The sequence below is a fragment of the Enterobacter sp. WP_7_1 genome (assembly GCF_003688535.1).
GTDB lineage: Bacteria > Pseudomonadota > Gammaproteobacteria > Enterobacterales > Enterobacteriaceae > Enterobacter > Enterobacter asburiae.
Map to the genome: position 1 here is coordinate 496,291 of NZ_REFK01000003.1, position 13,375 is coordinate 509,665.

The window sequence follows — 13,375 nt, forward strand, 5'->3', positions numbered from 1 at the left end:
GATGATTTGTCCACGTTGTGCCGATGAGCATATTGAAGTGATGGCGACGTCGCCGGTAAAAGGGGTCTGGACCGTTTATCAGTGCCAGCATTGTTTGTATACCTGGCGCGATACCGAACCGCTGCGCCGCACCAGCCGCGAGCACTATCCGGAAGCGTTCCGTATGACGCAGAAGGATATTGATGAGGCACCGCAGGTGCCGACGATCCCGCCGCTGCTATAAAAAAAGCCCGATGGCGCTACGCTTACCGGGCTATAAAATTGTGCGCTTTGTTTTGCCGGGTGGCGGCTTCGCCTTACCCGGCCTACAAACGCGGTAGGCCCGGTAAGCGCAGCGCCACCGGGCAAAAGACCGCAGAAAACTAAACCAGACTCTTCAACCGATAAATCCACTCCAGCGCCTGACGCGGCGTCAGTGAATCCGGGTCGAGATTCTCCAGCGCTTCCACCGCAGGCGACGTCTCTTCCGCAGGAATCAGCAGCGACATCTGCGTACCATCAATCTGCGTCGCCGCCGCATTCGGTGAAAGGCTTTCCAGTTCACGCAGTTTCTGACGCGCGCGCTTGATCACCTCTTTCGGTACGCCTGCCAGCGCCGCGACGGCCAGGCCATAGCTCTTGCTCGCCGCGCCATCCTGCACCGTGTGCATGAAGGCAATGGTATCGCCGTGCTCCAGCGCATCCAGATGAACGTTCGCAACCCCTTCCATTTTCTCCGGCAGCTGCGTCAGTTCGAAATAATGGGTGGCAAACAGCGTCATGGCCTTGATTTTATTCGCAAGGCTTTCCGCACAGGCCCATGCCAGGGACAGACCATCATAGGTTGACGTTCCGCGTCCGACTTCGTCCATCAGCACCAGGCTGTGCTCCGTCGCGTTATGCAGAATGTTTGCCGTTTCGGTCATCTCGACCATGAAGGTTGAGCGTCCGCTCGCCAGATCGTCCGCTGCCCCAACGCGGGTAAAGATGCGGTCGATGGGGCCAATCTCCACGTTTTGCGCCGGAACGTAGCTGCCGATATACGCGAGCAGGGCAATCAGCGCCGTCTGACGCATATAGGTACTCTTACCGCCCATGTTCGGACCGGTAATGATCAGCATTCTTCTCTGCGGTGACAGGCTCAGAGGGTTGGCGATGAACGGTTCGTTGAGCACCTGCTCTACCACCGGGTGACGGCCTTCAGTGATGCGAATGCCAGGCTTATCGGTAAAGGTCGGGCAGGTATAGTTCAGCGTTTCAGCGCGTTCTGCCAGATTGACCAGCACGTCCAGCTCCGCCAGCGCGCTGGCGCTCTGCTGCAGGTCGCCCAGGTGCGGCATCAGCATGTCAAACAGCTCGTCATACAGCTGTTTTTCCAGGGCCAGCGCCTTTCCTTTCGAGGTGAGGACTTTGTCTTCGTACTCTTTCAGTTCAGGAATGATGTAGCGTTCGGCGTTTTTCAACGTCTGGCGACGCACGTAGTGAATCGGCGCCAGGTGGCTCTGCCCGCGGCTGATCTGAATGTAGTAACCGTGTACCGCGTTATATCCCACTTTCAGGGTGTCGAGTCCAAGACGCTCGCGCTCGCGGATTTCCAGCTTATCGAGGTAGTCCGTCGCACCGTCGGCCAGCGCGCGCCATTCGTCCAGCTCTTCGTTGTAGCCTGGGGCAATCACGCCGCCATCACGCACCAGAACCGGAGGCGCATCGATAATGGCGCGCTCCAGCAGTTCGCGAAGCTCGGTAAATTCGCCCATGGTTTCGCGGAGTTTCTGTACCGGCGCGCTGTCAACGTCACTCAACTGCGCGCGCAGTTCCGGCAGCTGCTGGAATGCATGACGCATCCGCGCGAGGTCGCGTGGTCGTGCTGTTCGCAGTGCCAGACGAGCAAGGATACGCTCAAGATCGCCCACCTGGCGCAGAACCGGCTGCAGTTCGGTATAGCGATCCTGCAGCGCGGCAATCGTCTGCTGACGGCAAACCAGCGTCTCGGTATTGCGGATCGGCATATGCAGCCAGCGTTTCAGCATGCGGCTGCCCATTGGCGTAACCGTACTGTCGAGGACCGACGCGAGCGTATTTTCTACGCCACCCGCCAGGTTCTGCGTGATCTCCAGGTTACGGCGCGTGGCAGCATCCATGATGATGCTGTCCTGCTGGCGCTCCATGGTGATAGAGCGGATATGCGGCAGGGCGGTGCGCTGGGTATCTTTCACGTACTGCAGGAGACAACCGGCCGCACATAGCCCGCGCGGTGCGTTTTCAACGCCAAAGCCAATCAGATCGCGGGTGCCAAACTGCAGATTCAGCTGCTGGCGCGCGGTATCAATTTCGAATTCCCACAGCGGACGACGGCGTAACCCGCGACGACCTTCAATCAGCGCCATTTCGGCGAAATCTTCGGCATAGAGCAATTCTGCCGGGTTGGTGCGCTGCAGTTCGGCAGCCATCGTTTCACGGTCAGCCGGTTCACTCAGACGAAAACGTCCGGAGCTAATATCCAGCGTCGCGTAGCCAAACCCTTTACCGTCCTGCCACAGCGCTGCCAGCAGGTTATCCTGGCGCTCCTGTAACAGGGCTTCATCACTGATGGTGCCAGGCGTGACGATGCGCACGACTTTGCGTTCCACCGGGCCTTTTGAGGTCGCCGGATCGCCGATCTGTTCGCAGATGGCAACGGATTCGCCCTGATTCACCAGCTTCGCCAGGTAGTTTTCTACCGCGTGGTGCGGGATACCTGCCATAGGAATGGGTTCGCCTGCCGATGCGCCACGTTTGGTCAGCGAGATGTCGAGCAGCTGCGATGCACGCTTAGCATCGTCATAAAATAGCTCGTAAAAATCGCCCATACGGTAAAACAGCAGGATTTCCGGATGCTGTGCTTTCAGCTTCAGATACTGCTGCATCATCGGCGTATGTGCGTCGAAATTGTCGATTGTGCTCATGGAGTTATGATGTCCATTCCTTTGAAAATAAACCGTTTTGATGGGCTCAATGGCCGTTTGTTCCTTCTATTGTCGCATGAAAAAAAGGTCCGGCGCAGAAAAATGTCGTGGCTTTACGAGGCATCTTCCGACATTAATTCGATGACAATTTTTCCATGCTCGACGCCCACCCTGACTCGAGAATGGGTCGTAAATCCCGCTTTTTCAAGCCAGTCACCTTTTAAGCTCAGCGCCGCATGCACGCTGTAGCGCTTCGGTATCTTGGTATTGCGGTCTTCATGGCGCTTTCTAAAATATCCCACTTTTAAATGGCGATAGGGTTTGCCGATCGCGAGCTCTTGCATAGGGTCTCCAGATAACACGGACAAAGGTCATTTCTGATGCCTGTATAAAATACCAGTGATTGTTGGCCGGAGCAGGGCTAAAACTGGAATCAGGCTTCAGGAAACGAAATGCAACCGCTGAAATTCAGCGTTGAAAGGTGTATTATTAATACACTTTATTATTCGGTAATCCGCTATGTCCGGTAAACGCATCTCACGAGAAAAAGAGACCATCGCGAAAATGATCGCGATGTATGAAAAGCAGTGTCCGCAGGCATCTCAGGAGGAAGGGCACTATCAGGCGCTCAACGCTTATGCCGATAAGCGCCTGGATAAATGCGTTTTCGGTGAGGAAAAGCCTGCCTGCAAGCAGTGCCCAGTACACTGCTACCAGCCTGCCAGACGTGAAGAGATGAAGCAGGTTATGCGCTGGGCAGGCCCGCGTATGTTATGGCGTCATCCCATTCTGACCGTTCGCCATCTGATGGATGACCGTCGTCCCGTACCGGAACTGCCGGAGAAGTACCGTCCGAAAAAGTGATCGGTTCAGCGTCTCAGCGGGCGGCAAATCACGTTCAGGGCCAGCGCGCTGCAGAGCGGGAAAAGGGCCAGCAGCAGCCAGGGATACATTGCCTGCGTCGAGGGCACCAGCGCGCGATCCAGCAGGCTGCCAAATAACAGGTTTCCAGCGAGTACCGCAATGCCTCCGGCGGTGGCGAGTGCCCCGTAGTGCGCGCCAAGCGTGGATTCCTCCGCAAACCGGGGGATCAGATCTTTAGCCGATGGCACCAGCAGCATTTGCCCCAGCGTCAACAGCGTCACAAAACAGACAGAAGGCAGTAAGCGCAGCCAGCCTTCCGGCGGCGTCATCGGGGCGAACGTCGCCACGCTCGCAAAGGCGGCTGACAGCAGCAAAAATCCCACCGGCAGAATTCTCACCGCGCCCACGCGACGGGCGAAGCGCGCCAGCGGCAGCTGTAAGATGATGATCAGAACGGAGGCCAGCATAAAAAGCGGGCCGAGATCTTTCTCGTTACCGCCAGAACGCTGGATCTCCACCGGCAGCGCCAGATAAAGCTGGTTATAGCTTAACAGCCATGAACTGTAGGCAATGATAAAGGCGACAAAGCGCGGCTGACGGAACGTTGTCCACCAGGGCTGTATTTTCAGCGTTTGTGAACGGTGACCAGCAGTGGGCAGGCAAAAGTAGAGCACCACTAGCGCAATGACAAAGACGCCTGCCCCCGCCAGCGCCACCTGACGAAAACCCAGCCCGGTGAGCAGGGCGCCAGCAACCGGGCCCAGTACCGCGCCGAGTTCTCCACAGACGGCAAAGAGCGCAAACCACTCCGCCCGGCTTCGTTTGCCTTTTGCCTCGCTATGAGTGCCCGCTTTTGCCAGCAGTGCCTCAATCGAGGGAGAGAACAATGCGCCGCCAACGCCCGTCAGACACGCGCCCAAAATAATCGGCCACAGTGATTCCCCGAAGGCCAGCAGCAGATAGCCTGAAACACGAACAATACAGCCGCTCAGGATAATCACTTTCGCGCCAAACCGGTCCGAGAGCGCACCACCGACGATAAACATACCCTGCTGAGAGAACGTGCGCAGGCCCAGGATCAGCCCGATCAGCCCGCCGGAGAGCAGCATGTCGTCGCGCAGGAATATCGCCAGGAAGGGTACGACGGCGTAAAAGCCAATGTTGAAAACAAACTGGCTACCCAGTAAGACGGGCGGCCAGAGCGTAGTGGCAGGGCGAAGGGGCATCGTTGTTCACTCGCCCCTAAACGATAAAGTGGATATGCTTTTTGCCATGGAACGGCGAGATCTCAATTTTGGTTTTGACCCGGAAGACATCCCACAACAGCGACTCGGATAAGATGTCCTGCGGTGTCCCCGTCGCCACAATTTGCCCTTTCTGCATCACAATCAGCGAGTCGCAGAACATCGAGGCGTGGTTGAGATCGTGGATAGCGACAATGCTGGTGACCGGTAATTCGCTGATCAACTGCATCAGCTGCATCTGATGATGAATGTCGAGGTGGTTGGTCGGTTCGTCCAGCAGGATTTCCGTTGGGGTCTGAGCCAGCGCGCGGGCAATATGTACGCGCTGGCGCTCGCCGCCGGAGAGGCTCAGCCAGCCCTGGTCGCTTTTATCCAGCATATCCACGCGCTGCAGGGCGGCGGTGACGGTTTCGTCATCGTGGTTGCTCCAGTTGGAAAAAGCGGAGTGGTGCGGAATACGCCCAAGTTTCACCACGTCGCGCACGCGCATGTTGGCGTCCGTCATCCCGTGCTGTTCCACAAAGGCGACCCGGCGGGCAAGCTGCTTTTTGGCGATGCGAGAGATGTCCTGCCCGTCCACGGTAACGCAGCCAGCATCCGGGCGACGAAGCCCCGCGAGGATCCGTAAAAGAGACGATTTACCGCAGCCGTTAGGGCCAAGCAGTCCTACCGTTTCCCCCCGGGAAACCTTCAGCGAGACGTCATTAACGATGACTTTTTTGCCTACCTTCCAGGTAATATTTTCAGCGCAGATACTCATCACTTATTCCTTGAACGGTAGATAATCACTGCAAAGAAGGGGACGCCAACCAGCGCGGTGACTACGCCGACGGGCAGGCTTTGCGGCGCAATCAGCATGCGCGAGGCAATGTCTGCCAGCACCATCAGGATCGCCCCTGCCAGCGCGCTGGCAATCAGCAGCGTGCGGTGCAGCGGCCCGAACAGGAAACGCATCACGTGCGGCACCACCAGCCCGACAAAGCCGATTGAGCCCGCCATGCTGACAATCGTCGCGGTAATCAGCGCGGTAGTGGTAAAGAGCGTCAGGCGAACCCACGGGACGGCAATGCCTAAAGAGGCGGCGGCATCATCACCGAACGTGAAGGCATCCAGCGCCCGGGAATAGTAAAGACAGACGGCAAGGCCCGCCAGCACGACCACCAGCGCCAGCTGGAATTCCGGCCAGCGAACGCCGCTGAAGCTGCCCAGCAGCCAGAACATCACGTCGCGCGCCTGCTGGGCGCTGGCGGAGGTGCTGATGGTGTAGGCAGTAATGGCGTTGAACAGCTGAGAGGCGGCGACCCCTGCCAGAATGGTACGTTCATTCCCCCCGCGCGCGCCGTTCGTCAGAAACGCGACAAACGCAAAGGCGGCAAACGCCCCGGCAAACGCGCCCGCAGAGAGCGACACCGCACCGGTGCCAATCCCCAATACGACGACCGACACCGCCCCGGTTGAGGCACCAGCCGACACGCCGAGCACGTAAGGTTCCGCCAGCGCGTTCTTCAGCAGGCTCTGCAATACGGCACCGCAGATCGCCAGCCCCGCGCCGCAGCAGGCCGCCACCAGCGCGCGGCTCAGGCGAAAGTCCCAGATCACGCTCTCATAGATGCGGGTGAGCGGAACCTCGGTCAGCCCCAGCTTATTGCCAATAGCGTAAAAGACGTTGGACAGCGGAATCGACAGCTCGCCGACGCTGACGCCGAGGGCGATCACTAGCAACAGCAGGACGACGGCAAGCAGAGCAGAGGTGGTCAGAACCAGGCTCTGCCGGACCTGAAGAACGGCGGTTGTCATCAGTTCAGCCCCAGCTTTCTGAGCTGTTCGCCAACCTGCTCAGCTCCGTAAATCGTGCGAATCGTCGGGTTCATCGCCTGGCCGTCCATCACCACGATATGGCCTTTCTTCACCGCGTCCAGCTGGCTGACTGCGGGATCGCTTTTCAGGAATTTGATTTTTTCTTCCGCGTTATCCAGCGCCCAGCGGTTGCGGTCCAGGCTGGACACCACAATGACATCCGGATTGGCGGCAATAATGCTTTCCCAACCCACGGTTGGCCATTCGGTCTCGGACGTAATGGCGTTATGACCGCCCATCAGGCTGGCGATAAACCCGGAGGGGCTATTTTTACCGCCGACGTAGGCGTCCGCAGAAGGGGATGAACTGGAGAACCAGAAGACAAACGAAAGGTCTTTTTTATTCTTGCCGAATTCCTTACGCAGGTCGGCCTCGCGTTTTTTGAAATCGGCAATAACGGCCTGACCGCGGTCTTCAACGTTAAAGATTTTGGCGAAATCCTCAATCTCTTTATAGAGATAGGTCATATCCCACAGTTTCTGGCGGCTGCCGTACATATCGCCGGTGGCTTTTTTGGTCGCGCACATGCCCGGGGACACGTAGCTGTTCACGCCCAGGGTCTTCAAATCGTCACGTTTTGCGACCTTACTTTCCGGCCCCAGCAGCAGGGGGGACTGTGCGGGGACAAAGTCAGGATTTTGCGCAAGAACGGATTCAAGGGTCGGGATTTCGACCGTCAGGGTTTTGATTTTTGCGTTCTGTTCCGCCAGCTGCGGCAGCACTTTGGTCGGCCAGAAGGCGCTGGCCTTCACCTTATCTTCCAGGCCCAGCAGGAGCAAAATTTCGACGGTATTCTGGCCCAGGGCCACGACGCGTTCTGGCGCTTTGGTGAACGTCTCTTTGTAGCCACAGTTTTCAATCGTCAGGGGATAGGTGGTTGCCAGAGCAGAACCGACCGACGCAATCGCCAGGCCTAACGCGCAGATGACCTTTTTCATGAAACGCTACCCTTCATTAAAATTATTATTGATGCAAATGAAACTCATTATTAAGGCGGAATTTTATACAGAGGAAACGATTTTGTGTCAATGAGGGACAATTACGCAGGGGAACAAAAGGCGGTGTCAGAAAAACACCGCCGGAATAAGGCCTTAAATGAGGCTTTCTTTATCAATCCCGAGACGCTTCATGCGTGACAGCAGCGTGGTGCGTTTTACCCCCAGTCTCTGGGCGGCACCTTTTGGCCCGGCGACCACGCCGTTGGTCTCTTTCAGCACGCGCATAATGAGCTGATATTCATCTTCTCCCTCTTTTGCTGTTTCCGCGGCGGGCGCGGTCACGTCAGGAAGCGTAACCTCAGGCAGGGAGAGTTGCAGCACGTTACCGCGCGTCAGCAGCACCGCGCGTTCGATGACGTTTTCCAGCTCGCGCACGTTGCCGGGCCATTCCATCGATGAAAGGGTGCGCAACGTCTCGGCAGGAATACTGTCGATGTTTCGCCCCATCCGACGCGCGATCTTCGCGGTAAAGGCTTTGACCAGCAGGGGGATATCCTCCGGGCGTTCGCGCAGCGGCGGCAGGCAGATTGGGAAGACGTTCAGGCGATAGTAAAGGTCGCTGCGAAACTCGCGGTCGGCGACCATTTTTTTCAGGTCGCGGTTGGTGGCGGCAATCAGCCGCACGTCGGTCTGGATAAGCTTGTTGCTGCCAAGGCGCTCAAACTCCTGCTCCTGCAGGACGCGCAGCAGTTTCGGCTGTAGCTCCAGGGGCATATCGCCCACTTCGTCGAGGAACAGCGAGCTTTTGTCCGCCAGCTCAAAGCGGCCCAGCCGCTGGCTGCTGGCCCCGGTGAATGCGCCGCGCTCGTGGCCGAACAGATCGCTTTCCAGCAGACCCGCGGGCATCGCCGCGCAGTTCATCTTCACCATCCGTCGGCTGTTGCGGTTGCTCAGGTTGTGGATAGCGCGGGCAATCAGCTCTTTACCCGTACCGGTTTCGCCGAGGATCAGCACCGTGCTGTCGCTCTGCGCCACCATCTCAACTTGCTTGAGCACGCTGTACATGGCGTCGCTGCGCCCGATGATTTCACCAAACTCGCTGTCCACGTTGTTGAGCTGTTCGGTCAGGGCCAGGTTCTCATCCACCAGCCGCTCTTTCAGGCGATGGATCTCCTGGTAGGCGAGGGCGTTATCCAGGGCAATAGAGATACGCTCGGCGATCTGGCGCAGCAGCTTCAGGTTGGCGGTGGTGAACACGCCTTCCTCACACTGCGCCAGCTTCAGCACGCCCAGCATGGTGTTGCCGGACATCAGCGGCAGCAGGCACAAGGTCTGGATTTTGTTGCCCCAGGTGTTGAACAGCATTCGCTCGTAAGGGGCCACAGGATCCTGTTCGTTCAGGTTAAGCAGCAGGATCTCTTTGCTTTTGAAGACCCGTTCAGAAAGGGTGCCCGCTTCGTCTACCTCGCTCTGCTCGTGCGCCGGATTGGCTTCATCGAGATAATGCGTGGAGTAGATGTTCAGCTTGCCCTTGCGATGGCCGCGAAGCGCAATGCTGATGGCGTCGATTTTGAAATAGTGGTGGATCTCTTTCGAAACTTCGCTGACCAGCTCATCCATGTCGAGCCGTGACAGCACGGCGTTGGTGATGGCGACCAGAATGCGGAAGTTGTCGCGCTCGCGGCTCAACAGGTCGTAATCGACGTTATTGGTGACGCGGCTTTGGATCTGCTCCGCGACGACGGCCACAATCTGGGTAAAGGTATGCAGGCGCTCGTATTCCGCCTCGCTCCAGGGCTGGTCGGTCGTGCGGATAAACTCGCATCCGCCAAAAATCTGGCCCTCTGCCGCCAGCGGCAACATGCAGTAATGCCCGAAAGGCTGATAGAGGTTGCTCTGTGCCAGCCTCGGCCACGCCTGGCGGAATTCCGCAAAGCTGCAGTGCAGCACTTCAGGACGGGAGAGGATGCGGCGCACCGGGCCATGCGCCAGATACGTTTCGTCTTCGTATTCAAACGTTTTGCCATTATCACGCGTTGAGTAGTAGCTCGCGCGGTGCGTTCCGCTATGCCAGAGCACAATCGCGGCGCTGTCCGCCAGCGCCGATTGCCTGACCAGCCGGGTCAGGGCATCGCTCAGCGCGCCGAGGTCGGGCTGCTGTAAAAGTGTGCGCGTGATGTCAAACAGGCCCTGCTGTCCAAGATCGCTCATCGGTGTATACGGCATATTGCTTTCCAATAGAAACTGGCAAAAAAAGAGACATTCAGTGCTGACCGCTTTTGGCGCGGTTCTAGCAAATACGGGGTAAGGGTTCCGCGTGCGGCAGATCAAGCGTCCGCTTCACGCCATAAAGCCCGGTCAGGCGCACCCCTTTGCGCTCAACCACTTCACCAATCATCGCAGCCTCTTTCCCTGACGGATGAGCCCGCAGCTGTTCAAGAACGGCTTCCGCGGCCGCGCGTTCAACGCCAATCACCAGTTTGCCTTCGTTGGCGAAGTTGAGCGGGTCAAGGCCCAGCAGTTCGCACAGTCCGCGAACTGCAGGCTTAACGGGCAGGCTGCGCTCGGTGAGTTCAATCCCGTACCCGCAGCTTGCCGCAAACTCATGAACTACGGCATTCACGCCGCCTCGCGTGGCGTCCCGCAGGGCTTTCACGCCGGGCGCGGCACGCAGGGTCTGAATCAGCGGGGTGAGCACCGCGCAGTCGCTGCGCAGTTCCCCGTCCAGCCCCAGGCCTTCGCGCAGGTTAAGGATGGTCGCCCCGTGGCAGCCCAGCGTTCCGGTCACGATCAGCACGTCGCCCACGCTAAGCCGATGCGCGCCCCAGTGAATATCGGCGGGGATCGCCCCCATGCCAGCGGTGTTGATAAACAGCTTGTCGGCCGCGCCGCGCTGTACCACTTTGGTATCGCCGGTGACGATCGCTATCCCCGCCTCGCGCGCGGTCTGCGCCATGCTGTTGACCACTGCCGTGAGCGTCTCCATCGGTAACCCCTCTTCGAGGATAAACCCGCAGGAGAGGTAGCGCGGAACGGCACCGCTGACCGCCACGTCGTTGGCCGTGCCGCAGACGGCGAGCTTGCCGATATCACCACCGGGGAAGAACAGCGGATCGATCACGTAGCTGTCGGTGGAGAAGGCCAGCCTGTCGCCCTGGGCGGTGAGGGTAGCGAGGTCAATGCGCGCCTGGTCTTCCTGTTCGGCGAGCCAGGGGTTGTTAAAGGCCGCCATAAACAGCCGGTTAATCAGCTGCTGCATCGCCAGCCCGCCGCTGCCGTGCGCCATTTCAACCGTATTCATGCTTCACTCTCCTGGTTGCGATACTGATACCACGCGGCACACGCCCCTTCGGAGGAGACCATCAGCGCGCCAAACGCCGTTTGCGGGTTACAGGTATTGCCAAATAACGGGCATTGATGAGGTTTGCATTTACCGGTGAGCACGTCGCCGCAGCGGGCCCGGGGATCGTCGCAAACCTGCTGCGGCTGCGGGCGGAAATGCGCTTCGGCGTCGAACGCGCGATAGGCTGACGTCAGGTGCACGCCGGATTCGGCAATCAGCCCCAGACCACGCCATTCGCTGTCGCCCTCAACGCTGAACACGTCGGCTATCGCCTGCTGCGCCCGTTCATTTCCCGCATCCGGCACCACGCGGCGGTACTGGTTTTCCACTGCACTCAGGGCCGCTATTTTCTGCTCAACCAGCATGGTCACACCTTGCAGTAGATCAAGTGGTTCGAAACCAGCGACCACTAACGGACGATTGTACTGTTCAGCGATAAAACCGTAGGCGTCTGTGCCAATCACCATGCTGACGTGCCCCGGCGCCAGAAAGGCGTCTATCCCGTTTTCCGGCTCTTCCAGCAGGCTGCGCAGCGTGGGAATGAGCGTAATGTGCTGGCAGAAGAAGAAAAAATTCTCGACGCCGCGCGCTTTCGCCTGCTGCAGCGTGATGGCGGTAGCGGGCATGGTGGTTTCAAATCCCAGGCCAAAAAACACCACCTTGCGCGTGGGGTTATTCTCTGCCAGCGTCAGGGCATCCATCGGCGAATAGACGATCCGGATGTCGGCTCCGCGCGCTTTTGCCTGCAGCAGCGAGCCGTTTTTCCCCGGCACGCGCATCGCGTCGCCAAAGGTGCAGAAAATGACGTCGGGCTGGCTGGCAATTTCAATGCAGCTGTCGATGCGCCCCATCGGCAGCACGCACACCGGGCAGCCGGGGCCGTGGATAAACTCGATGTTCTCCGGCAGCAGCTGGTCGAGGCCAAATTTGAAGATGGCGTGCGTGTGTCCGCCGCACACCTCCATGATCCGCAGCGGTCTCTCTTTCGTGTAGTCCAGCAGCGACGCGCGCGTTTTCAGGTGCCCGATAAGCTGCAGCACCTGCTCCGGCGCGCGGTATTCATCAACGTAACGCATGATTAACGCTCCTCGCCGTACAGCAGCGCGCCCACGTCAGGCTCCACGTCGAACATGTTTTGCAGGGCATCCAGCGTGTCGCGGGCTTCCGCTTCGTTAATTACGCTCATGGCAAACCCCACGTGGACCAGCACCCACTGGCCGAGACGCGATGCGCCCGTTTCATCACTGCTGCCCACCAGCGTCAGGTCCACGTCGCGCAGGATGCCGCAGACCTCCACTTTGGCCTGGTTCCCGTCAATGGAATGGATTTGTCCCGGTACGCCTATGCACATCGTTCACTCTCCAGCCAGTTCAGCCAGGCGTCCATGCCGTCGCCGCGCGTGGCGGAGACCAGCAGGATTTCAATCTCCGGATTCACTTCACGGGCATACGCCAGGCACTTATCCACGTCGAAGTTCAGGTACGGCAGCAGGTCGACTTTGTTCAGCAGCATGAGGGAGGCGGCGGCAAACATATGCGGGTACTTCAGCGGCTTGTCTTCGCCTTCGGTCACCGAAAGCACCGCCACCTTGTGTCGTTCGCCAAGATCGAAGCTCGCCGGGCAGACCAGATTGCCGACGTTTTCAATAAACAGAATGCCGTTATCCGCCAGGGGCAGGCGCGGGGCGGCGTCGGCAATCATCTGCGCATCCAGGTGGCAGCCTTTGCCGGTATTGACCTGAATCGCCGGCGTGCCGGTTTCGCGAATGCGCGCCGCGTCGTTAACGGTTTGCTGGTCGCCCTCGATCACCGCGCAGGAGACGCGCCCGTTCAGGCGTTTGAGCGTTTCCGTTAACAGCGTGGTTTTGCCGGAGCCGGGGCTGGAGACCAGGTTCAGCACCAGCTGTTTGCGGGCGGCAAAGCGCGCGCGGTTGCGGGCGGCGATCTGGTTATTCTTGTCCAGCACGTTGATTTCCACCTCCAGCATCTGGCGCTGGCTGATGCCCGGCGCGTGGGTACCCGCTTCGCCGTGGCCGTAGTGCAGATCGCCCGCAGCGGAGCGCTGCGGAGCGAAAGTGATACCGGTCAGTGCCGCAGAAGGGCGTGGGGCAGGCGAAAAGGGCGCGGAGCGAAACGCGGAATGGGGACGGTGTTCATCCCCTTCTATATACAGGTTGCCTTCGGCGCAACCGCAGGTGCTACACAT

13 protein-coding genes are annotated in these 13,375 nt (G+C 58.8%); 2 read left to right on the forward strand and 11 right to left on the reverse strand.

The annotated features are described in order from the left end of the window. Position 1: 1 nt before the first annotated feature. Positions 2-223, forward strand: a complete 222-nt coding sequence (locus tag BJ885_RS15620) for a non-oxidative hydroxyarylic acid decarboxylases subunit D (RefSeq protein WP_003862116.1) — start codon at positions 2-4, stop codon at positions 221-223. Positions 224-362: 139 nt separating this feature from the next. Here BJ885_RS15620 and mutS read toward each other — a convergent pair whose 3' ends face one another. Together mutS and BJ885_RS15635 are read right to left on the reverse strand one after the other, a co-directional pair. Continuing rightward, entirely contained in the window at positions 363-2,924 is a 2,562-nt protein-coding gene (mutS, locus tag BJ885_RS15630) for a DNA mismatch repair protein MutS (protein WP_121932269.1), read from the reverse strand. Positions 2,925-3,037: 113 nt separating this feature from the next. Further along, positions 3,038-3,268 (reverse strand): SymE family type I addiction module toxin, encoded by a 231-nt coding sequence (locus tag BJ885_RS15635; protein ID WP_023308980.1) that lies wholly within the window; start codon positions 3,266-3,268, stop codon positions 3,038-3,040. 175 nt (positions 3,269-3,443) lie between these two features. Here BJ885_RS15635 and BJ885_RS15640 point away from each other — a divergent pair, with 175 nt between their 5' ends. Then, the gene (locus BJ885_RS15640; RefSeq protein ID WP_054830206.1) at positions 3,444-3,788 is read left to right on the forward strand and encodes a nitrous oxide-stimulated promoter family protein; all 345 of its coding nucleotides are present in this window, start codon (positions 3,444-3,446) and stop codon (positions 3,786-3,788) included. Between the two features lie 5 nt (positions 3,789-3,793). On the opposite strand, the gene BJ885_RS15645 is transcribed toward BJ885_RS15640, so the two are convergent. The 9 genes from BJ885_RS15645 to hypB all read right to left on the reverse strand — a co-directional run bounded on the left by BJ885_RS15645 (position 3,794) and on the right by hypB (position 13,375). Beyond that, positions 3,794-5,014 carry an MFS transporter gene (locus BJ885_RS15645; RefSeq protein ID WP_121932270.1) on the reverse strand — a complete coding sequence of 407 codons (1,221 nt, stop codon included), beginning with the start codon at positions 5,012-5,014 and terminating at the stop codon, positions 3,794-3,796. 16 nt (positions 5,015-5,030) lie between these two features. Then, positions 5,031-5,792: an ABC transporter ATP-binding protein gene (locus BJ885_RS15650; protein ID WP_121932271.1), complete on the reverse strand. Its 762-nt coding sequence runs from the start codon at positions 5,790-5,792 to the stop codon at positions 5,031-5,033. Further along, positions 5,792-6,829, reverse strand: a complete 1,038-nt coding sequence (locus tag BJ885_RS15655) for an iron ABC transporter permease (protein WP_121932272.1) — start codon at positions 6,827-6,829, stop codon at positions 5,792-5,794. The genes BJ885_RS15650 and BJ885_RS15655 overlap by 1 nt, the downstream gene beginning before the upstream one ends. Beyond that, complete coding sequence (locus BJ885_RS15660; protein WP_059347755.1) at positions 6,829-7,827, reverse strand: ABC transporter substrate-binding protein; 999 nt, start codon at positions 7,825-7,827, stop codon at positions 6,829-6,831. Before BJ885_RS15660 ends, BJ885_RS15655 begins: the two co-directional genes overlap by 1 nt. A gap of 153 nt (positions 7,828-7,980) precedes the next feature. Continuing rightward, positions 7,981-10,053: a formate hydrogenlyase transcriptional activator FlhA gene (flhA, locus tag BJ885_RS15665; RefSeq protein WP_121932273.1), complete on the reverse strand. Its 2,073-nt coding sequence runs from the start codon at positions 10,051-10,053 to the stop codon at positions 7,981-7,983. 64 nt (positions 10,054-10,117) lie between these two features. After that, positions 10,118-11,128, reverse strand: a complete 1,011-nt coding sequence (gene hypE / locus BJ885_RS15670) for a hydrogenase expression/formation protein HypE (RefSeq protein ID WP_121932274.1) — start codon at positions 11,126-11,128, stop codon at positions 10,118-10,120. Then, a complete protein-coding gene (gene hypD, locus BJ885_RS15675) occupies positions 11,125-12,246 on the reverse strand; it encodes a hydrogenase formation protein HypD (RefSeq protein WP_121932275.1) in 1,122 nt (373 codons plus the stop codon). Before hypD ends, hypE begins: the two co-directional genes overlap by 4 nt. A 2-nt stretch (positions 12,247-12,248) precedes the next feature. Then, complete coding sequence (locus tag BJ885_RS15680) at positions 12,249-12,521, reverse strand: HypC/HybG/HupF family hydrogenase formation chaperone (protein ID WP_023308975.1); 273 nt, start codon at positions 12,519-12,521, stop codon at positions 12,249-12,251. Next, the gene (gene hypB, locus BJ885_RS15685; RefSeq protein ID WP_121932276.1) at positions 12,512-13,375 is read right to left on the reverse strand and encodes a hydrogenase nickel incorporation protein HypB; all 864 of its coding nucleotides are present in this window, start codon (positions 13,373-13,375) and stop codon (positions 12,512-12,514) included. Before hypB ends, BJ885_RS15680 begins: the two co-directional genes overlap by 10 nt.